Raw genomic sequence first — 22,978 nt, forward strand, 5'->3', positions numbered from 1 at the left:
CGTATTAGGGCACAAAGGTATGTAAAATAGCCATTATCAAGCTGTTGCGGGGAGAATCTATTGTATTATCAAAATAAAATATGTATTAAAAATCGGAGAAATATCATTTCTTTGATTTTTATCTTTATCAAACTGTAACAGCAACAGCAGGTAACCTACCTTTATCACTGCTGATTTTAATGGTGAACAATACATGAAAAAACTACTGCTATTTGTTTTTTTAGCTTTTTCGGGTGCAATCACTTTTGCACAAACAACGTCAGAGACCTCCAAAGTTTTCTGGCACGAAAGCTTTACTTCCAGCACACTCCCCGGAGGATGGAAAAATGTGGATTCCAGCAAAAAAGACCTCAACTGGATTGTTACGGACCAGCCGTATCCCGGCTCCTATCAATACCAGCAACAGGCGCCGCCCATCGCTTCCCGCAGCCGTGGCTATCACCTGCAGTTTCAGGCCGGCTACTTTGTTGATGAAGACCAGCCATCCTGGGTGAAAAAGAAAGAATATCCGGATACCTGGGTACAAACCAGCGCTATCAACTGCGCCAATAAATCTTCTGTGATATTGCGCTTCCAGCATACCTTCAGATACAACAGCGAATTTGCTGCACCTGGAGCCGCGCTGCTGGTAGGAATTAGCACCGATGGTATCAAATGGACCGACTACAACGTTATGAACAATATGCCCGCGTCCAATGATATGTTTATTCCGATCAACCAGGAACTGAATATCACGGCAGTAGCGGCGCACCAGCCACAGGTATATATCCGTTTTTACTGGAAAGGGTTTTACAGCTGGTATTGGATGATAGATGATATTGAACTGGCAGAAGCTTATAAAAAAGACCTGGCTATTACCCGGCTGACTTCCCACCAGGAACAAAAAAACACCTTCACCAATGCCGATGTGCTGGCGGTTACCGTTAAAAATACCGGCATCGAAGCCTTGAAAGCCGGCTTTAAGGTAAGTTGTAAAATAGATCAGCATAGGGAGATCACTACCGCCGTACCTGCTACTAAAAAAGGACTGGCGCCAGGAGAAGAACTCACCGTGAAATTTCCTGCTACTGATTTAACGGATCGCACCATGCATGCCCTCAGCTTTGTGCTGCAATACCCAGGCGATGAAAACACTGCGAATGATAGTCTGCGTGCACGCGTAAATGCCAAAGAATCGCATATCGGCAACCTCACAGAGTTCAAAGGCGCCGGTCATGAATTTGATATCAAAGCCGGTCTGTCTGCTTTTAAACTGATTTTCTACAGTGATGATATCTTCCGTCTCTGGATGGCGCCGGATGGCGAATTCAGCAACCCTGCCGGCAATGATATTGTGGTAGACGACACGCCGGGCAAATCAACGGTAACGGCAACGGATAAAGGAAATTACTATCAGGTAAAAAGTAAATCCTGCGTAGTACGGGTATACAAACAACCGCTGCGCTTTGCCATGTACGACGAGAGCGATACACAGGTGATCTGGGAAGAAGCAGCACCATTGTCGTTTGGCGCCAGCACTACCCAAACCATGCATCGCCAGCCCAACGAATACTTCTATGGCGGCGGTATGCAGAATGGCTATTTCTCTCACCGTGGTCAGGAAATATTAATCGAAAAAGGCAATGGCTGGGATAATGGCGGCCGCCCCAACCCAGCGCCGTTTTATATGTCTACCGCCGGTTATGGCGCCTTCAGAAATACCTTTGATGTAGGCCGCTATTCTTTCAAAGAAGAACTGGCGTTTGCACATAATGAAAATCGTTTCGACTGCTTCTATTTCTACGGTCCTTCTTTAAAGCAAATCCTCAACGGCTATACGCAGATCACCGGACGTCCTTTCTTAATGCCGCGCTGGGCCATGAGTTTAGGCGACGCCAACTGCTACAATCGCGGTGGCGCCGGCACGGATTCCAAAGCGTATAAAGGCACCGGCACCACTGGTACTACACCGGATGTGATTCAACTGGTAGCCGACAAATACATTGAAAACGATATGCCCCGTGGCTGGATATTACCTAATGATGGCTACGGTTGTGGCTACACGAAACTGGATTCTACCATCATGGAATTACACAAACGTGGCTTCTACACTGGTTTGTGGACAGAAAACGGCGTCGATAAAATGGCGAAAGAAGTAGGCACTTATGGCTCCCGTCTGGCTAAACTGGACGTAGCCTGGGTAGGCCCGGGATATAAGTTTGCACTGGATGGTTGTAAAGCCGCCTATGAAGGCATTGAAAACAACAGCAACGCCCGGGGCTATATCTGGAGCGTAATGGGCTGGGCCGGTACGCAACGGTACTCCACCGTATGGTCTGGTGATCAGTCCGGCAACTGGGAATATATCCGCTTCCACATCCCGACGATTATCGGTGCGGGCCTTTCTGCGCAAAATGCCGCCACCGGCGACGTGGACGGCATCTTCCGCGGAAGTGATTCTACCTATGTGCGCGACCTGCAATGGAAATGCTTTACACCAGTATTTATGGTGATGAGTGGCTGGGCAAAGAAAAACAAACAGCCTTATTTACAGGGACCGGAAAATACTGCTACCAACCGCAAATACCTCCAACTGAAAATGCGGATGACGCCTTACATGTATACCCTTTGCGCAGAAGCACATGCCACCGGCGTACCCGCTTCCAGGGCGATGGTATTAGAGTTTCCGGAAGATGCAGTATGCAAGGGTACCCAAACAGAATATCAGTTTATGAACGGACCTTCGTTACTGGTGGCGCCCGTCTATAAAAGCGAAGGAAAAAGAGACAGCATCTATTTGCCTGCCGGCACCTGGTACGACTACTGGGATGGCACCGCCTACAGCGGTCCTACAGTGATCAATAACTACAACGCCCCGCTGGATAAGCTGCCCCTGCTGGTAAAACAAGGCGCTATCATCCCCATGTATCCACTCATGAACTTCGACGGTGAAAAGAAAACGGATACACTGACACTGGATATTTATCCTGCCGGCAAGTCTTCTTTTGACTTATATGAAGATGATGGACTGACACGGGCTTACAAAACCGGCGCTTTTGCCCAAACCCTGCTGGAAGTAGATGCGACCAAAGGTATACAGGTAAAAATCAATGCAGCCAGAGGCACTTTTGATGGCATGCACGCGAAGAGAATCTATTTACTGGATATACATCAACCGGTGAAACCTAAAAAAGTAACCGTGAATGGACAATCCGTAAAAATATTTACGGATCAGCAATCGTTCGACAAAGCCGCCACCGGCTGCTATTTCAACGCTACTGAGAAAAAAGGCATCCTGCATATCAAAACCAACTGGCTCAGCACCGCTGCTACGCAGGAAGTGAATGTGTTATAATTTTTCTCCGGAAAAATAATGGATAAAGGGAAAGCGGTTGCCAACAATTGCTTTCCCTTTATCTTTTCTAAAATCCTATATTTATTCCCGTCAAACTACCGCTTTCATGAAAGGTCTTATTTTATCGTTAGGCGCTCCTAATGATACTGCCGGCAACCTCAGTACCATTGCACAAAACAGGCTCGATGCCGTGCTGCAGATTCATCGCTACAATCCACAATTTCAGATTGCCTGCACCGGTGGGAAAGGTGCGCATTTCAATGAAGCCCCACATCCACATTACTACTACTCTCATCGCTACCTGCTGGCACATGGTATTTCCCAGGCGGCGCTTACTACTTCCGTGGATTCAGTGAATACCGTGGATGACTTTGTACAGGCCAAATCGCTCATCTATAGCCTGGCGCCGGATATCCTGTGGGTGGTGACCTCTGATTTTCATGTTGCGCGGGCCACACTCATCCAGGCACAGCAGGTAAACTATCCGCATACTATTTTCTGGGGAGCGCCCACAACGCTTCCTGCTGCTGAATTGCAAGCATTGCACGCACATGAACAAAAGGCGATCGCCCGTTTACAGGCGGGGTAACCCGAAGGAATAATTGATTATCTTGTAAACCTATGAATACCATTCCACTGACACAAAGCATACTGGGCTCACTGGCAGGCATTGGCCTCATTGTGTTGCTCACGGCCCGGTTCAGGATACATGCCTTCTTTGCGTTGCTATTGGCCAGTATACTCACCGGGTGCATATTAGGGTTGCCCGTAACAGACATCATTGATAGCATCAAAGCAGGCATTGGTAAAATCATTGGCTCATTAGGATTACTGATTGTACTCGGCACTACGCTGGGATTGATATTGGAACATAGTGACAGTACTACGGTGCTGGCCAATTCAGTATTACGTATCACCGGTACCCGCCGCTCGGCCATGGCCATGAATATCATCGGCTACCTGGTAGGCATGCCCATCTTTTGTGATTCCGGATTTATCGTATTAAGTGGATTAAATAAAGCGCTGGCAAAGCGTTCCGGTATTCCCATGGTAGTGATGGCCTCCTCCTTAGCTACCGGGCTCTATGCGGTACATTGCCTCATGCCGCCGCATCCGGGCATTACCGCCGCCACCGGTACCCTGCAGGCAGAAACGGGGAAAGTGATGCTATATGGATTACTGATCGCCATTCCCGCGTCTATCAGCGGCTACCTCTGGTCAGGATTTGCCGGGCGCCGGATAGCCGTCAGCGTTAGTTCGGAAGATACGGTGGTAGCCGATGCCGAAAAAGGACCATCTATTTTGATGTCTGTGCTGCCGGTGGCATTACCTATTTTACTTATTGCCGTTCGTTCACTCAGCGGCCTGGAAGTGAGTCACCCTTCGCCCTTCCTGCAACTCATCGCTATTCTTGGTATCCCAGAAGTAGCACTGAGCACCGGCATCCTGCTGGCGCTCACCCAACTGAAAAGTAATATGGGAAAAATATTGGCGGAGGGAGCAGAAAAAGCCGCCGGCATATTGATTATTATCGGTGGTGGTGGGGCATTTGGAGCGATCCTGGCCAAAGCAGATATTGGCAGTCATATTGCACAGAACCAGTCCATTGCCGCCCTGGGGTTGTTGCTGCCTTTCCTCGTCACGGCTTTATTGAAAACGGCCCAGGGTTCTTCTACCGTAGCAGTGATAGCTGCGGCGGCGATTATGCAGCCACTGCTCCCCCTCATGGGACTGGATACCGCCAATGGACGCATCCTTTGTGTATTAGCAATGGGCGCTGGCTCCATGATGATATCACATACGAACGATGCTTACTTCTGGGTGATATCGAAATTTTCCGGGCTGGATATCAGGGAAATGCTGCGGGTATATAGTACCGGGACTATTGTAATGGCACTCGTAGCTATTGGAGGAGTGTATATACTGTCGTGGTTACTGTAATTTATTTTCCGCTGGCAATTGCTGTCGKGGTAGCTGTTAATTCACCCATAATTTTATCAGCAGCAACACGTTTTTTTCTTCCTTTTTTTGCCATCAGCAATGATCTTAAGCAAGGCGCTTCCACCCTCCAGTGGCCTGTTTACAATAATTTACAAAGTTTACATTTTAATTTACAATCCTAATCCTTCCAGCTGAAAGTATTAGGGTAGTTTAGATCTATGAGATGCCTTAAGCGGATCTGATTTATCAGGAGATAGATCTATGTTAATTAAAACTACAAACCATGAAAAAAGTTATTTATGCGCTGATCTTACCACTGGTTGCGGTAGGTGGATTAGTATTTGCTAATCGCGAAATCAAAAATGACCATGCTAAAAAGTCAACCCAAAAGCCACCCTCTGCTGCAGAAATAAAAGCCGAAAGGGAAAGATGGGAGGCTACCCCGGCTGGTATCATGTTCAAAAAATGGGAAGTGTCTCCCGAAGGTGAAAAAGTGCTTGCCAATGCAGCTAAAATAAGCAGGTCTGTAAATACGCTTGCCAATATGGAAGCTGTTGTAACGTCTCTTTCTCTTCCGCCAGGCTCACGATTAGGCTTCGGAGTGATGGCCAGGATTAATGGTGAGGATTATATTCTTAGTTTTGGGTTGGAAAAGTCTAATGAATTTCAGCCATTGCGTAGCCTGAAAGTCAACGACAAAATCATTATAAGAAGCCATAGTGTATCGTATGCCCCCAAGTATTCATATCCGATAGTAGCGGGCGACTATGTAGAACGAGATAGTAAAATACTTTATAAACGTCCCCCTCACAAAGGTGGTTGCTGAGTAAATGTGATATTTTGATGGCCGTTTGGGGCATCTGCCAATGCCCCAAACAGCTTATTTCAATGCCTGTTCCAGGTCATTCAATATATCCGTAACATTCTCCAGTCCTACACTCATCCGGATCAATCCATCAGAAATCCCGGCTTTTTCCCGGTCTTCTTTCTTCATGCCGGAATGCGTCATTGATGCCGGATGCGAAATCAGCGTATCCACAGTACCAAGAGACACGGCGCGCAAGCACATTTGCAGGCGATCGATAAATCGTACGGCTGCATCGAAGCCATTTTTCAGTTCAAAGCTCATCACCGCACCAGGATAGCGCATCTGCCGGGCAGATAATTCATAATCCGGATGGGACGCAAGGCCGTTGAAATTCACGACGGCAACAGCGGCATGCGCCTCCAGAAACTCCGCTACCGCCATGGCATTGCTGCAGTGCTGTTTCATGCGCAGTTCCAGCGTTTTAATACCCTGAATCAGCAGGAAGGTATCGAACGGATTGGCGGTGCCACCGAGCAGCTTGGCTGTTTTATTGATTTTCTGCATGGCGGTCAGGTCTTTGCCCAGCAATACGCCGCCGATAGCCGTGCCATGACCGTTCAGGAATTTGGTGGTGGAGTGGAAAACGAAATCGGCGCCGTAACGGAAGGGTTGTTGCAGGTAAGGTGTAGCAAACGTATTATCTACACTTACTTTCACGCCATGCGCGTGGGCAATGTCGCAAATGCCGGCAATATCCACACAACGCATCGAAGGATTGGCGGGTGATTCAATATGAATCATCCGGATATCCGGGCGGGTTTGCAATAATTGTTCTACCTGTGCCAGGTCGTGCAAATCGGCGATCAGCGCTTTCACTCCGAATTTGGGGAGGAAGTCGAATAAGAATTCATGTGTGCCGCCGTAGAGCGCGTAATGCGTGAGCACCGTATCTCCGGATGCAATATTGGCGAGGAACAGGGTAGCCATGGCCGCCTGACCGCTGGCATGGAGGATGGCTCTTAACGCCAAAGGACTTCCATCTTCCTGTACAATACCAAAAGATTCCAGGGCCGCTATCAACTGCTCTGCTACCGTTACGGTAGGATTACCAAACCGGGAATAAATATATCCCGGCGCGTTACCGGAAAAACGGTCCATGCCCTGTTGGGCATTATCGAATGTAAAAGTAGAGGTAGCGTATACGGGTACCAGGTGGGCATTCTCGCCCATACCAGCTTGCGCAGCATGAATAGCTGCAGATGCCATTGCGCTAAATGGTGCATGATTTTCCATGTTGTAAATTAATTGCTTCCCACCCTCATATCCAATAAAAAATGATCAATGGAAAGAAAGCGCTTGCTGGGAAAGCGGAAATGATATAATATTGATGAGATAAAACACAGCACAGACATTGAGTTTAACAGGCGACAGGCTTCTTTTTTTTCAAATTGCAGATGGAGATGAAACAGCCTTCCGTTCCTTGTATCATCGCTACAATGCTGTATTGCTGGGGTCTGTCAAAAAACTCTTGAAATCAGATACTGCCGTGGAAGAAGTACTCCAGGAAGTATTCCTGAAGGTTTGGCTGGTGCGGCACACCCTGCGGGATATTGAAAATCCCGGCGGCTGGCTCTATACACTGGCTGCTAACTATTCCCTCTCCGCCCTCCGGAAACATGCCAGAGAAAGAAACCGGCAGAATGATATCGAAGACGTGGCGGATAACGAAGATGCTTCCGCCGGCATCTATGCCAGAGAACTACAGGCACTTATCAAAGATGCGGTAGAAAAATTACCCGCTTCCCGCCGGGAAGTTTTTATGATGAATACCCAGGAAGGCAAATCCCGCAAGGAAATAGCCGATGCCCTGGCCATATCTGAAAATACGGTGAAAAACCAGCTGGTCACCGCCCGCAAATTTATCCGCGAATACCTGGAAAAACAAACAGGAACGCGACTTCCTATCCTGCTGATTATACTCCTATCCAGATTTTTTTAATTTTTTTTTCAGACGCATAGTACACTTACCATTTCGGGACGTCTATGAGCAAAAGAAGGGATTGTATCGTGGAAGCAAAAGAGTATTACCGGTTTTTATTGCATCGTTATTATAACGGTACCGCCACCGCCGCGGAAGAAGAAGAATTGTTCGCCGCACTGCGTACAGACGGTGATGAAGACGAATGGACCACCCTCATCAGTGAACTCCATGCGGCTGCATTACCTGATCCTGCCTATAATCCGGCGCAGTATGAAGATGCCATCCAATCCATTCTTCAACCTGCTGCACCGGTGCGGAAAATCAGGTCATTCCGTTGGTATTACGCCGCTGCCGCCGCTATACTTCTGCTCATTGCCGCAGGCGGTTATCTGCTGCAACGCCCGGCTATCAAGGCGCCAGCAACCGTACTGGCCACCAATGCCCATGATGTAAAACCCGGTAAAAATGGCGCCATACTCACCCTCGGCGATGGCAGCCAGGTAGTACTGGACAGCTTAAATAATGGCGTGATCAGTACCCAGCAAGGCACCAAACTAGTACTGCAAAACGGGCAACTGAGCTACAATGCGGCTGGAACCGGCACCGTGACCTATAATACAATGACTACCCCACGCGGCCGCAAATTTCAACTGCTGCTGCCTGATGGTACGCACGTATGGATGAATGCCGCCAGCTCTCTCACCTTCCCTACTGCCTTCACCGGCAATACCAGAAGCGTTACGCTTTCCGGAGAAGCCTACTTCGAAGTAGCCGCGCATCCAAACGCGCCCTTCTTCGTAAAAATGAATAACGAAACGACTGTAGAAGTACTCGGTACACATTTTAATATCAGCGCTTACCCCGATGATGCCTATAGCAGCACCACCCTGCTGGAAGGCGCCGTACAGGTAAAAGCGCAACAACAAATCAGGCGGCTGCAACCCGGTCAGCAACTGGACATCAACCAAACTACCGGCGTAGCTACCCTCAACAAACAGGTTGATACCCTCGCCGTAATTGCCTGGAAAAATGGTATCCTGAATTTCGAGGATAAAAAACTGACTACTGTCATCAGCATGATCGCAAGATGGTATGATATTGAAGTGGTATATGAAACAACACCACCGGACATCACTTTTGTAGGAGAAATCAACAGCGACGTAACACTCGCCACCGTGCTCAACTTCCTGCGGGAATCAGGTATGCACTTCCGGCTGGAAGGAAGAAAATTAATTATTAATGCTTAAAATAAATCGACGCTACATCTAACAACCAAACGACAACATGTTATAGAAAAACAGTGAACTAATGTTCCACCACCAACGCCAGTATACCTGTAATAAAAAAGCCGAAGGTGTTTCGACCACCTCCGACCAAAAGATTACAGCTATGCAAAGCAGTTGAATATTCCGGACAACTATCTATTTACAAGCCAAATCAATGCAAAGCTATGCAAAAAATTGCTCTTTGTAACCAGGCCCGCTATGTACCTACACGAACAAAAGTACTGGCCAGACACTGGTTTTCAACCAAAACGCTGTTAGTCATGAAACTGACGTTTCTATTGCTTACTGCCGCACTATTACAAGTACATGCCGCCGGGTACGCACAACTGATTACCTGGTCCGGCAAAAATGTGCGGGTAGAAAAAATCTTCCCCGTAATCCGGGTACAATCCGGCTACACTGTAGTAGCCAGCAGAGAAGTATTGGAGAAAGCCAATCCTGTTACCATGAAAGTGGAAAACGCACCGATACAGGCTTTCCTCGACCTCATGCTGAAAGGTCAACCACTGAAATATGAAATCGTGAACAAGTCGATTTTCATTTCTCCTAAAGCAACCAGCAACACCAGCGATAACAACATCACTGCCGCACCACCGGCAGATGTGAAAGGAAAAGTGACGGACGAAACCGGCGCCCCGCTGCCAGGCGTATCCGTAAGAGTAAAAGGTACCTCCCTCGGCACCAGCACCGGCGCAGATGGTGGCTACTCCCTGCACATCACCGGCGAAGGTCCGCATGTACTCGTGTTCTCGTACCTCGGCATGACACCGCAGGAGGTAACGGTTACCGGCAACACTACTTTCAACGTCGTAATGAAGATCTCCGTAGAACAACAAACAGAAGTAGTGGTAGTGGGTTATGGTACCCAGAAAAGAAGCGACGTCACCGGCGCTATCGCCTCCGTGCCGAAAGAACGCCTCCAGAATCTTCCTGTTACCAACGTTTTGCAATCGATTCAAGGAACTACTCCGGGCGTGAATATCGTGAGCAACAGTAGCAAGCCAGGCAGCTCCCCGGCCTTCTATTTACGCGGTCTTAAATCCATCAATGCCAGCAATGCTCCTTTGATTGTACTGGATGGTATCCCCTTCGCAGGCTCGTACAATGATATCAATCCAAATGACATCGCTGCGATCGACCTGCTGAAAGATGTATCTGCTTCCGCTATCTATGGCGCCAGAGGCGCCAATGGCGTCATCATGATCACCACTAAAAAAGGAAAAACCGGTAAACCCGTTATCTCCTACAACGGCTACGCCGGACCGGAATACCAGGCCAATACCGTGAAGCAGATGAATGGAGAACAGTACCGCACCAAAAATCACTGGTACAATATCCAGGCTGGCCGTCCCGATGCACCCGACTTACCTTACCTATCTGAACAACAAAATTTTGCTGCCGGTAAACCGGAAGTAGACTGGCTCAAAGAAATTGCGCAACAAGGATATATCCATAGCCATGAACTCAGCATCTCCGGTGGCACCGACAATGTGAAATATTATGTTTCCGGTACTTATCTGAAAGAAGAAGGTACTATCAAAGGGTTTCAGTATAACCGCGCCAGCATCCGTGCTAACATTGATGCCAACGTGACACCATGGATGAAAACAGGCGTGAACCTGTTCTTCGTGAACAACAACCAGGACGGCGGTAAAGCCACCCTGTTTGATGCCAACTCACTGAGTCCTTATGGTACCCTCTACAATGCGGCGGGCGACTATGAAGTATATCCCATTGCACCACAAACGCTGTATCAAAGTCCGCTTATTAACCTGTATAACCCCGGACTGGATCGCGGTAAAAATATGACCAGCAGCGGTTACGCAGAAATAGCACCTCCTTTCCTGAAAGGACTGAAGTATCGGGTGAATGCCTCCTACTCTTTCCGTCCTAACCGCACCGGCGATTACTACGGTCGTAAAACGGGCGATATGCTGGGAACAGCCAAGGTGTATAACGAAGAAAATAAACAGTGGATTGTAGAAAATCTCCTGACCTATAACCTGCGCGTAAAAAAACACCAGGTAGATTTAACAGCATTGTACAGTGCACAACAGGACGAGCAATTCACCTCACAACTGGATGCGAATAGCTTTGTGAATGATAACCTCGACTTCAACAACCTGAAAGCGGCACAGGTACAAAAAACCACCACCTCTTATACCGGTAGCTCCCTGGTATCACAGATGTTCCGCGCCAACTATAACTACGACAGCCGTTACCTGTTCACCGCTACTATCCGTCGCGATGGCTACTCCGGGTTCGGCGCTAATAACAAATATGGTGTGTTCCCATCTGTTGCTGCCGGCTGGAATATCCAACAGGAAAAATTCATGGCCGCCATCCCTACTATCTCTCAACTGAAGCTGAGAGCATCTTACGGTAAGTCCGGCAACCAGGCAGTAGGCTCGTATCGTACGTTAACAAGGCTCGCCACCGCTAACTACGTGTATGATGGCGTTACTTCCATTGGCCTTGTTCCCAACTCGTTGGGCAATCCTAACCTGAAATGGGAAACCACCGCCGGGTTAAACGTGGGTATCGACTTCGCCATTCTTCATGATCGCCTCAGCGGTAGCATCGAAGGATATAGTACCCACACGAGCGACCTGCTCCTCAACAGAAAAATTCCTGCTGCCAATGGTTACACTTCCGTGTATGATAACATCGGAGAAACTGCTAACAAAGGCTTAGAGATACTGTTGAACAGTCGCAATATCGAATCTGAGAACTTCACCTGGCAAACGTCATTCAACATCTCCTTTAATAAAAATAAAGTAGTGGCCCTGTATGGTGATAATAAAGATGACATCGGCAACAACCTGTTTATTGGTAAACCTATGCTCGGCATCTACGATTACACCATGACAGGCATCTGGCAGGTAGGCGAAGACTCAAAGGTAGATCCAGGCGCAAAACCAGGCTACATCAAGTTTAAAGACCTGGACAACAGYGGAAAAATAGATGCAGCCGACCGCTCTTATCTCGGTACACAATTACCAAAATATGTAGCTGGCTTAACCAATACGTTCCGCTACAAGAACTTTACGTTGAACATCTTCATACAGGATGTACATGGTGCTTTACGTCCTAATCCCATCCTCGACAACAGGGATCAGGCCGGCGTAGTGAACCTGCCAGCGGATATTCCTTACTGGACTACGGATAATAAAATCAACTCCAACCCGGCGTTGTTTTACACGAATCCTAAAGGATACAAATATGCACAGGATGCGTCTTTCGCGCGCCTGAAAGATGTAACACTCAGTTATAATTTTGATAAGCACACCTTACAGCGGTATAAAATTTCGAACCTGCAAGTGTATATCAGCGGCCGTAACCTCGCCACCTTTACCAAATGGCAGGGCTATGATCCGGAAACCGCTCCTACTACACTGGCTACTTCAGGAGCTACCAAAGACCTCCGTTTAGCCAACGGACAGGGTCCTGATCTGCAGAGTTCCAATTTTTATCCGCTTAACACCACCATCATACTGGGGGTAAATATCAGTTTATAACCTAAAAAGATATGACGATGAAAAAGAGTCTATATATATGCGGAATGCTGGCAGCTGGTGTGTTCATCACTTCGCTGTCATCCTGCAGCAAAAGCTTTCTCAACGAACAACTGAAATCGGATTATGCACCAGACAATACCCTGGTAGATCCGCTCGGCTTTGAAGCCGCCAGCACCGGCATGTTGAGCAACGTGCGTAACGATTACGGGGATGTACAGGGATTATTGGCCACCTTTTTCGTAGGCACCGATATGGCCATCACCGGACAACCCAATACCGTACAGGCGCCGTACGAAAATTATCAGAACCTGAATTCACAAACGGGTTCCCTGGTGAGCATCTGGAACTATGGATATAAGGTGATTAATACCGCCAACGTCATCATCGATGCGGCGAAAAATCCTAAGGCTACTCTCACACAAGCGCAACGTGACTTTTACACGGCAGAAGCCTGCTTCTTCCGCGCCTATGCGTATAACCACCTCTCCATCCTGTTTGGTGGCGTGCCGCTGATTACCGCATCAGTATCAGTACCACGCACGGATTATACACGGGCCACAGAAGATGCGGTGATTCAGCAGATCATTACTGACCTGACCTTCGCAGAAGCACATCTTCCAGATCCTGCCAATGTAATCAAACAGGGACGTATCAATAAATTTGCAGCCACACAACTGCTGGCAGAAGCTTATCTCCGCGCCAACAAACCAGCGGATGCAGAAGCTGCTGCCAAACGCGTCATCGACAGCAAATTCTTTACCCTGATCACCAGCCGCTATGGCGTAAAGGCTTCGCAGCCCGGCGATCCGTTTGCCGATATGTTCACCTACGGCAACATGCGCCGCAGTCAGGGAAATACAGAAGCCATCTGGGTATTGGAACAAACCTATAATGTAACCGGTGGCGGCTCCACCTTCGATCAGCGCCGCCGCGAATGGGGACCATTCTATGTCAACGTGGCTGGCATGAAAGTGTGCGACTCCCTCGGTGGCCGTGGCATCGGCAGAATTCGTCCTACTAACTGGTGGACGTATGAACTGTACGAACAAAAAGATATGCGTAACTCTCCGTACAATATCCGGCGCAGTTACTACTACAATGATCCGGCTTCTCCTAAATACGGACAACCAGTAGTAGTAAGCGGCTTCGATACCATTCAGAATATTTATGCACATACCACCAAATGGTACGAGTTCCAGCCACAGGATATTCAAGGCGCACAATCGTACAAAGACCGTATACAAATGCGCCTCGGTGAAACCTACCTGCTGATGGCGGAAGCACAGCTCCTGCAAGGGCGTCCCGGCGATGCGGCCACCAGTATCAATGTAATCCGCAACCGCGCCAAAGCAACACCTGTAGTGGCTGCTGACGTGACGATGGATTATATCCTCGACGAAAGAGCACGTGAACTTACTGCAGAAGAATTACGCCGTCTAACGCTGACACGTACACGAAAACTGGTAGACCGTGTGAAGAAATACAATCCGAAAGTAGCACCTACCATTAGCGACTTCAACATACATTTGCCTATTCCACAATCGGAAATAGATGTAAACAAAGACGCCGTACTGCAACAGAATGACGGATACGGTAAATAATCAGCGCTGAACAATGAATAAACATACCTTTATCACATTCCTTTCTGTACTCCTGTTTTTACAGGGGTACGGACAGGAAGGAAGACAAGTCATTTCCTTCAACGATGGATGGGCGTTCAGAAAAGGAACACTCACCGCGCCTGCGAATGCTACAGATACGGCCTGGACCAATGTCACCGTGCCGCATACCTGGAATAACAGAGACATGCAGGAAGGAAAAAATTTCTATGCCGGCGATGGCTGTTATAAAAAAGTGTTTACCGTAGACCCGGCGCTGAAAGGCAAACGATTATTCCTTCGTTTCGATGGTGTGGGCTCCGTGGCAACGCTCTACGTCAACAATCGCCTGATCGGCGAGCACAAAGGCTCTTATGCTGCCTTCTGTTTTGAAATTACGCATTCCGTGAAGTATGGAGAAGCAAACACGATTGTACTCAAAGCCAACAACCAGGCAAGAGAAGATGTGTTGCCTATCAACAATTTTCTCTTCGGCATCTTCGGCGGAATTTATCGTCCGGTAAACCTGCTGATCACGAATGATATTAATATCACTACTACCGACTACGCCTCCTCCGGACTGGCCATCACCCAGGATCATATCAGCGATAAAAGCGCCGATATTCATGTAGTAGCCAAAATTGAAAATAAGCAAGCACATCATACTAACGTACAGGTACAAACGGAGATTAAAGACCGGCAAGGGAAGCGTGTAGCTATCACCGTTAGAGAAGTAACACTCAGTCCGCAAGGAATCAACATCATCCGCCAGGACTTGCCGGTAGCCCGTCCACACCGATGGAACGGCGTAAAAGATCCTTACTTGTATTCCCTCACTACCTCCGTGCTGCTGAAAGGGCAAACACTGGACGCGGTGACGCAGCCACTGGGTATCCGTCGTTTTGAAGTAATCCCTGGCAAGGGCTTCTTCCTCAACGGTCAACCTTACGCCATGCATGGTGTTACCCGCCACCAGGAATGGCAGGACTGCGGCAACGCGCTCTCGAACGCACAACACAAAACAGATCTGGACCTGATCCGCGAAATAGGCGCCACCACCATTCGCTTTGCGCACTATCAACAATCAGAATATCTCTACTCCCAATGTGATACCATGGGTTTTGTGATCTGGGCAGAGATACCTTTTGTGAACAACTTCTCCGGAAAAGAAAGTGAAAATGCCCGGCAACAACTCACAGAATTAATCCGGCAAAACCGCAACCACCCCGCGATTTATGTATGGGGGATGCACAATGAAGTCTATTCCAAAACACCGGATGAACATGTAGCCGTACTAACCAGACAACTCAATGACCTGGCTAAAACAGAAGATCCCGATCGTTATACCGTAGCCGTTAGTGGCTATGGTGAAATGAATCGTCCGGCCAACCTGGCGGCAGACATACAAGGCATGAACCGCTACTTCGGCTGGTATGAGGGCAAAATAGATGATATAGAACCCTGGGTGAGCGGATTGGAAAAAAACTATCCCGACTATAAACTGATGCTGACCGAATACGGCGCCGACGGCAATATCAATCAACATACCGATAGCCTTAGCACCGACTTTGATCCTGTAAGCGGACAGTTTTTTCCTGAAACCTATCAAACGGCCACTCACGTAAAACAATGGTCGGTGATAGAAAAACACCCTTATATTGCCGCGTCCTATTTGTGGAATATGTTTGAATTTGCCGTGCCCATGTGGAACCGGGGTGGCGTCAATGCCCGGAACCTGAAAGGATTGATTACGTACGATCGCCAACAGAAAAAGGATGCGTTTTACTGGTACAAAGCCAACTGGAATCCGGCGCCCATGATTTATATCGCGGAACGTCGTAATAACACGAACCGGCCGGCAACGGTAAAGGTGGAAGTATTCAGTAACCTGGAAAATATCACGCTGACCGTCAACGGCAACAAGCCCGTAACCGGCCATCCCGGCGCTAATAAACGGGATTTTATTTTCGACAACATCACCCTGCAAACAGGCGTAAATACCCTGCAGGCATCGGGCATTCATAACGGTAAAGTATACACTGACACCATTACCTGGACGCATTAACTGATCAACATGAAGAAACTTTGTATAGCTGCAGCCAGCGCATTACTGTTGTTACAACTACCCGGGCAGGCACAAACCACTGCTCCCGCCAAAGATACCATCCCACTGGAGCATGGCGCTCATCGCATTGGTAACAGAACAGATGCCGATATGGCGCGGTGGCGATCGCTCCGCCTCGGACAGTTTATCCACTGGGGCCTTTATGCTATTCCCGGCGGTGAATGGAATGGGAAAACCTATAACGGCGCAGCAGAATGGATACGCTCCTGGAAAGAAATGCCGCAAGCGGATTACGACAACCTGTATAAACAGTTTAATCCGGTGAACTACCGCCCGGAACAATGGGCGCAGCAAGCGAAAGACATGGGCGCCGGCTACATGATCATCACCACCAAACATCACGATGGCTTCTGTTTATGGCCCAGTAAGTATAGCCGCTACACCGTAGCCTCTTCGCCCTGGAAAAAAGATATCATCGGCCCCATGGTAGATGCATATAATAAACAGGGCATCGATGTATATCTCTACTTTTCTATCATCGACTGGAATCATCCGGACTGGCGCACTTCGCTGAAAACGCCGGCAGATAGCGCGGCTTATAGTCGCTTTAAGGTGTTTGTAAAAAACCAGTTACAGGAGTTATTAGTAAGATATCCCACCATTAAAGGTTTCTGGTTCGACGGTACCTGGGACAACTCCTGGAAAAACGACGGCGCTTTCTCCGATGAGCTGGAACAATACCTGCAAAAAATTCATCCCGGACTGATTATAGGCAGCCGCTTACGCGCAGATGAAAAAGGCGCCAGACACTTTGATAGCAACGGTCGCCTTATGGGTGATTACGAACAAGGCTGGGAACGCAAGCTACCTACGCAATTCACAGATATACATGGCAACGACTGGGAAGGCGTCATGACCATCCCCGAAAATCAGTGGGGATACAATGCCAAATGGGCCGGACATATCAAAAACTCGAACGAATTAATCGAGATGCTGGTGAAATCCACCTCTCTGGGCGGCAACTTCGTGATCAACTTCGGTCCTAAAAGCGATGGTACTTTCCGCACAGAAGAAGTACAACGTATGCAGGAAATTGGTCAGTGGATGAAGGTAAATGGAACGGCTATACGCGGCGGCGGCTACGCCGGATTCGAGAAACAGGATTGGGGATACTATATCCGTAAAACCGGTACCGACAGCATTTTCATGGTAGTATGCAATGTACCGGTATCCGGTAGCCTACGGATAAAACTGCCTGCCAACACCACGCTGACGCAGGCCAGTTACCTGGAAAATCCCGGCATAACACTCATACCGGAAGTGATTGGTACCCACGAATACTTCCTGCATCTAGATACGAAAAAACAATATCAGACACCGGTAGTCATCTTACTAAATACCAGCAATACTACCGCAGTGGATAACGGGCATTTCGAAAAAGCGAAAACCTAGCGCGATTTTTTGTCTTGTTCAGGATTATACTGATTAAACTGATTTTATTTTTTGATTTTGGGAGATAGATGAACACACTGTTTATTTATCTCCCAAAATTCTTTTAATCAAAAAATAAAATCAGTTTAATCAGTATAATCCTGAACAAGACAAAATCCCCGTAGGAAAAACCTTGCAGAATACAGGCAGCCCGGTGTTGTTTTCGTCCAATTTCGTTGGGTAACTTTTCGCTACCTTCGAAAAAAAAATCAAGGTTATGATAGCATTCTTAGGCATGGGCCTTCTGGGATCAAATTTCGTGAGGGCGCTTATCAGCAATGGAGAAACGGTACAGGTATGGAACCGCACCACCTCAAAAGCCACTGCGCTGGAACAATACGGCGCCAAAGCATTTGCCGATGTAACGGCCGCTGTAAAAGGCGCCGATCGCATACATATTACACTTAAAGATGACCACACGGTAGATGAAGTACTGGCCGCCGCTGCAGCCGGACTCACCCCCGGAGCTGTCATCATCGACCATACCACGACCTCTGTTGATGGCGCCATTCAAAGAACGAAAGACTGGGGCGCCCGCGGATTTACGTATGTACACGCCCCGGTATTCATGGGCCCGCCCGAAGCGCTGAAAAGCGCCGGCTACATGCTGGTTTCCGGCGATCAGGCAGTGATCAGCAGCATTTCCCCTGCTCTCGGGAAAATGACCGGCAGACTGATTAACCTCGGCGATGTAACAGGCAAAGCCGCTGGTATCAAGCTGGTAGGTAACAGCTTCCTGGTGGGATTAACGGCCAGCTTGTCGGATACCCTCTCACTCGCCAAAGCATTGAATATCCACAACAATGAAATAGCTGGTTTGCTGGAGCTCTGGAATCCAGGCGCAGGCATCAACAACAGGCTGAAGCGCATGACCAGCGGCGATTACAGCAATCCTTCCTGGGAACTGAGCATGGCCAGAAAAGATACCCAGCTGTTTATAGACGCTGTAGAAAAAGGAAACGGTCATCTGGCTGTATTACCTGCTATTGCGGAAGAAATGGATCGCTGGATCGCAAAAGGTCATGGTAATGAAGACTGGGTAGTGATTGGGAAAGATGGCATTTCCTGAGAGCTGAAAGCAGAAAGCTGAAAGCAAAAAGCTATTGTAGCGATTGATAAAAGCGGATAACAATTAAAATACTCGCTTTTATCAATCGCTACAATAGCTTTTTGCTTTCAGCTTATTCCGCTTTAAGAGTCACTTTATAGTCGCTCCCAACAAACGTTTCCGCTTTAGGCTCAGTAATCACTTGTATATTCATACTACCCGGAGCCGGCGCGGTGAGTTTATAATGAATAATCGCCTGGTGATCTGCGGTGAAATCAATGCGGGTTACCTGCAATACGTAACCGCCGGTAGACTTGTTACCTGCAGAAAGTACCACACTGTTTACATGATCGTTCACCGGTGTAGTGGTGAAGCTAACCGTACCATCGGTAGCTTGTACATCACCCATATGCGCTTTTATTGATTGGATAAAGGCGGCTGCTTTTTTTACCATGGCTGTGGCTTCTGATTTTGTGATATATGCTTTAGGGCGGAAATTACCGTTTTCCAGCACTACAACTTTAGATTTAATCAGAGATTGAACCGCATTGAGGCTATTCCCTGAAAAAGACTTTTCATCTTTTACATTGATCCACATCATGTTTTCCGGGTACGGGCCAGTATGCTGAATAGCTTCCTGCAGCGCCAGGGCAAATTGTTCCCTGGTAGCCGGTGCTTCCGGATTCAGATCACGGCCGGATTCAATCCCGTTATTACCGGCAATGATAAGTGACTCCGCATAAGCAGCTTTGTCGTTGGCCTTCTTAAAATAATCACTGGCCTTAGGCGCCTTGATAAAGCGGATATTATCGATGTTCAGGCCCAGGCCTTTTACAATCAGGTCAATACCGCTACCAAAAGAGATACGTGTTTGAGGTTTGGGGGCAACAACTTCCGTTACAGGCTTATCTTTGCTGTAAAGGTCCTGAGATGACAGGGTCAGGAGAAATACCGGTAATGCTACGGCCGTGTATAGTTTCATATAAGCAGGTTTTAATCAATGCACCGAAATTAGGCATTTATGAGAGGTTTTTAAAACCCTCTGGATTAATAAGACAACGTTCGTGCCACCACATCCCTCCATTGTTATTAAAAAAACTTATATTTAATAACATCCCGTTACCATCAACCTGTAGCAGCCATGAAGAAAATAGCACTACCTATACGCACCTTTTTATGCGGAGCTGCCATCGGCGGAGCCGCATGGTTACTGAGTTTCACCCCGGCGCATGCCCGTTTGGCAATGCCGGCCATACAACCGGATACCTTTCTGGTGAAAGGCACTGTTCAGGCAGTAAACGACTATACGAAAACGGTAGAAGGACTCCCTGCCACCACTATCATGATAAAAGGAACGAACATTGGTGTGATATCTGGCGGCAACGGGGATTTTCAGCTCCGTTATGTTCCGGGTAGAGATACCATCACACTGGTATTTTCAGCTATGACTTTTTATAATAAGGAAATTACGATCACCAACCTGCACGCTGAAAACGGGATGGACCTGGGGAACGTTATGATGAATCCGCGCCCAGCGGGATCAGATGTACCCTGCCCTCCTGTAAAAGGAATAAAGCGGCATAAAAACAAACACTAACCCTTACTTCTTCGGCGCATTCAACACCTGTAATGCTTTATACGCGGCATTATGCAAAATAGTGAGATGATTTTCCTCCGGCATAGGTGCAAACGTTACCGACGCCTTTGCCGCCTGTAGCTTTGTAGCCAGTGCTTTTGCATCGTCCTCCATTTGTTTGCCTTCCTTACCCACGACAATAAAAATCTGCGCGTTCGCAAAAGGAGGTTTTACTTTGGCCAGTAGCGATTCATTGTCCCACCATAAACTCGGACTGATAATCACATAGCGGCTGAATAACTGCGGGCGTTCAGCCAGCACCGTAGTGGCCAGCAAACCGCCTAACGATTGCCCGATCAGCGTAGTGGTGTCATTGGTCCGGAAATGTTGTTTTACATAAGGTTGTAGCTCCTTTTCCAGAAAACGGATAAACCGCGCAGAATACCCGGTGGTAGGATATGCTTTCTTATCTTCTTCAATAGTTGTAGGAAAGGTAAAGTCGCGCTTACGGTCTACATTAGCGATACCCACCACTATGGTAGGCGGCATTTTTTCAATCATCGTTAAAAACTGTACCAGTCCTACCATATGCAGGAAATCTTCATTAGCCGATCCATCCAGCAGGTAGATCACCGGGTACTGTTGTTGGGTATTTTTTTGATATCCCTCCGGGAGATAGATATTCAGTGTGCGTTCTTCGTTCAATTCATTGGACCGGAGCTGCTGTACCTCGCCAATGGTGAAGGGAGTGGTTTGTGCGTGAGCTGTGCTAACGAGTAAGATGCCAAACAATAAGAATAACAGACGCATTTTTTTTCTTTCAAACTTACACATAAAAAAGATAGTCACCATGGCTGACTTAACAATGGCATAACATGCCCCGGTTATATTTGTATGTCCTGATACCATGATGTACAAGTGGCCTTCTGATTCCAACAACACTTTATTATGCAACAGATGAAGCGAAGAAAATTCCTCGGCAACTTTCTCAAAGCCGGCAGCCTGCTCCCATTTGCGGGTGGTGCGGCATTATTACAATCGGCCGCCATTCCCGGTGAACCGGCGCCCCTGGCCTATCCCGCCAGCAATATCCCGGACCGCATTATACTAACGGTAACGGATAAACCGGCTACGTCGGTGACCCTGAATTGGCGTACAGCCAGTGCTACCGGCGCGCATTATGCAGAATACGCCATTGCAGATGCACATCCTTCTTTTGCCGCCAAAGCCATCCGGGTAAATGCGGATGCCCGCAGCTTCCGGTTTGAACAGGTGACTGCCGCACATCACCGCGTTACCCTGCAGGAGCTGCAGCCAGCCACTACTTATACCTACCGGGTGGGCAACGATAACAGCTGGAGCGAGTGGATGACTTTTCGTACAGCCGCCGCCGATAGCAGCCGTTTGTCTTTTATTTACCTCGGCGATGCCCAGGTTGGCATCCGCCCCTTCTGGAGCCGCGTAATCCGGAAAGCCTATGCACAGCTACCCGATGCCCAGCTGGTGATTCACGCCGGCGACCTCGTTAACCGCGCCAACAGCGACGAAGAATGGGGCCAGTGGTTTGAAGCCGGTGGTTATATACATGGCAGCGTACCCGCCATTGTTACGCCAGGCAACCATGAATACACCCACGAAAATGACCAGCCACATCTATCGGTGTACTGGAAAGAACAGTTTGGCCTGCCGGCCAATGGTACAGGAGATGATTACCTCGATGGCAGCGTCTATTATACGGACATCCAAAACGTACGTTTCATTTCGCTCAATACCATGATGATAGAAGATGCTATCAACGAAACACAGATACGCCGTCAAACTGCGTGGCTGGAAAATGTGCTGAAAAACAATCCCTGCAAATGGACCTGTGTCACCATGCACCACCCCGTATTCTCCACTAAAAAAGGACGGGATAACAAAGCCGTGAAAACCTGGTTCAAACCGCTCTTCGATCAATATAAAGTGGACATCGTACTGCAGGGACACGATCATGCCTATGGTCGCGGCATGCAAAAGGTAGCGCCGGGAGGCACTATGTACCTCGTTACCGTAAGCGGTTCCAAAATGTATGAATACGACAGCAACATCGAATGGACCGATGTAGTCACCGGCGATATCCAATTGTACAGCCTGATCACGATCGATAAAGATACGTTGTCTTTCCGCTCCTGCCTGGCCACCGGCGAAGTATTCGATGCCTTCGATCTGGTGAAACGGCCCGGACGTACCAACCGGCTGGTAGAGCGCAAGTCCTGACGCCCACACCTATACGCATTTTATCATGAAGCTGCCTGATGGCTCATTTTGATACGTTTTATGGAAAGAATGAGCC

General features: G+C 48.1%; 16 protein-coding genes. 13 read left to right on the top strand and 3 right to left on the bottom strand.

Translation table 11 applies throughout. The features are described from left to right. The first annotated feature begins 193 nt into the window (after positions 1–193). From AC1DFM_RS09795 to AC1DFM_RS09810, 4 genes are all read left to right on the top strand, one after another. Positions 194–3,334, top strand: coding sequence for a glycoside hydrolase family 31 protein (locus AC1DFM_RS09795; RefSeq protein WP_477076533.1), 3,141 nt, complete (start codon positions 194–196; stop codon positions 3,332–3,334). Between the two features lie 106 nt (positions 3,335–3,440). Then, the gene (locus tag AC1DFM_RS09800; protein ID WP_477076534.1) at positions 3,441–3,923 is read left to right on the top strand and encodes a YdcF family protein; all 483 of its coding nucleotides are present in this window, start codon (positions 3,441–3,443) and stop codon (positions 3,921–3,923) included. Positions 3,924–3,955: 32 nt separating this feature from the next. Next, positions 3,956–5,275: a GntP family permease gene (locus AC1DFM_RS09805; RefSeq protein ID WP_477076535.1), complete on the top strand. Its 1,320-nt coding sequence runs from the start codon at positions 3,956–3,958 to the stop codon at positions 5,273–5,275. Positions 5,276–5,558: 283 nt separating this feature from the next. Next, positions 5,559–6,101 (top strand): hypothetical protein, encoded by a 543-nt coding sequence (locus AC1DFM_RS09810; protein ID WP_477076536.1) that lies wholly within the window; start codon positions 5,559–5,561, stop codon positions 6,099–6,101. A gap of 54 nt (positions 6,102–6,155) precedes the next feature. Here AC1DFM_RS09810 and AC1DFM_RS09815 read toward each other — a convergent pair whose 3' ends face one another. Then, positions 6,156–7,376: a trans-sulfuration enzyme family protein gene (locus AC1DFM_RS09815; RefSeq protein ID WP_477076537.1), complete on the bottom strand. Its 1,221-nt coding sequence runs from the start codon at positions 7,374–7,376 to the stop codon at positions 6,156–6,158. 118 nt (positions 7,377–7,494) lie between these two features. Here AC1DFM_RS09815 and AC1DFM_RS09820 point away from each other — a divergent pair, with 118 nt between their 5' ends. The 7 genes from AC1DFM_RS09820 (at position 7,495) to AC1DFM_RS09850 (ending at position 19,091) form a co-directional block, all read left to right on the top strand. Continuing rightward, complete coding sequence (locus AC1DFM_RS09820; protein ID WP_477076538.1) at positions 7,495–8,082, top strand: RNA polymerase sigma-70 factor; 588 nt, start codon at positions 7,495–7,497, stop codon at positions 8,080–8,082. A 44-nt stretch (positions 8,083–8,126) separates the two neighbouring features. Next, positions 8,127–9,311 (top strand): FecR family protein, encoded by a 1,185-nt coding sequence (locus tag AC1DFM_RS09825; RefSeq protein WP_477076539.1) that lies wholly within the window; start codon positions 8,127–8,129, stop codon positions 9,309–9,311. 203 nt (positions 9,312–9,514) lie between these two features. Then, entirely contained in the window at positions 9,515–12,868 is a 3,354-nt protein-coding gene (locus tag AC1DFM_RS09830) for a TonB-dependent receptor (RefSeq protein WP_477076540.1), read from the top strand. A gap of 17 nt (positions 12,869–12,885) precedes the next feature. Further along, positions 12,886–14,469 carry a RagB/SusD family nutrient uptake outer membrane protein gene (locus tag AC1DFM_RS09835; protein WP_477076541.1) on the top strand — a complete coding sequence of 528 codons (1,584 nt, stop codon included), beginning with the start codon at positions 12,886–12,888 and terminating at the stop codon, positions 14,467–14,469. A 13-nt stretch (positions 14,470–14,482) separates the two neighbouring features. Next, positions 14,483–16,531, top strand: a complete 2,049-nt coding sequence (locus AC1DFM_RS09840) for a glycoside hydrolase family 2 protein (RefSeq protein ID WP_477076542.1) — start codon at positions 14,483–14,485, stop codon at positions 16,529–16,531. A gap of 9 nt (positions 16,532–16,540) precedes the next feature. Then, the gene (locus AC1DFM_RS09845; protein WP_477076543.1) at positions 16,541–17,983 is read left to right on the top strand and encodes an alpha-L-fucosidase; all 1,443 of its coding nucleotides are present in this window, start codon (positions 16,541–16,543) and stop codon (positions 17,981–17,983) included. Positions 17,984–18,239: 256 nt separating this feature from the next. Further along, positions 18,240–19,091: an NAD(P)-dependent oxidoreductase gene (locus AC1DFM_RS09850; protein ID WP_477076544.1), complete on the top strand. Its 852-nt coding sequence runs from the start codon at positions 18,240–18,242 to the stop codon at positions 19,089–19,091. Positions 19,092–19,203: 112 nt separating this feature from the next. On the opposite strand, the gene AC1DFM_RS09855 is transcribed toward AC1DFM_RS09850, so the two are convergent. After that, complete coding sequence (locus tag AC1DFM_RS09855; protein WP_477076545.1) at positions 19,204–20,052, bottom strand: protease complex subunit PrcB family protein; 849 nt, start codon at positions 20,050–20,052, stop codon at positions 19,204–19,206. A 159-nt stretch (positions 20,053–20,211) separates the two neighbouring features. Between AC1DFM_RS09855 and AC1DFM_RS09860 the strand changes: the two genes are divergently transcribed. Then, positions 20,212–20,667 (top strand): carboxypeptidase-like regulatory domain-containing protein, encoded by a 456-nt coding sequence (locus AC1DFM_RS09860; protein WP_477076546.1) that lies wholly within the window; start codon positions 20,212–20,214, stop codon positions 20,665–20,667. Between the two features lie 3 nt (positions 20,668–20,670). On the opposite strand, the gene AC1DFM_RS09865 is transcribed toward AC1DFM_RS09860, so the two are convergent. Continuing rightward, positions 20,671–21,456 (bottom strand): alpha/beta hydrolase, encoded by a 786-nt coding sequence (locus AC1DFM_RS09865; protein WP_477076547.1) that lies wholly within the window; start codon positions 21,454–21,456, stop codon positions 20,671–20,673. A 147-nt stretch (positions 21,457–21,603) separates the two neighbouring features. On the opposite strand from AC1DFM_RS09865, the gene AC1DFM_RS09870 reads away from it, so the two are divergent. Next, positions 21,604–22,902, top strand: a complete 1,299-nt coding sequence (locus AC1DFM_RS09870; protein WP_477076548.1) for a purple acid phosphatase family protein — start codon at positions 21,604–21,606, stop codon at positions 22,900–22,902. The last annotated feature ends 76 nt before the right edge of the window (positions 22,903–22,978 follow it).

It is taken from the genome of Chitinophaga sp. 05T412 (assembly GCF_056396465.1).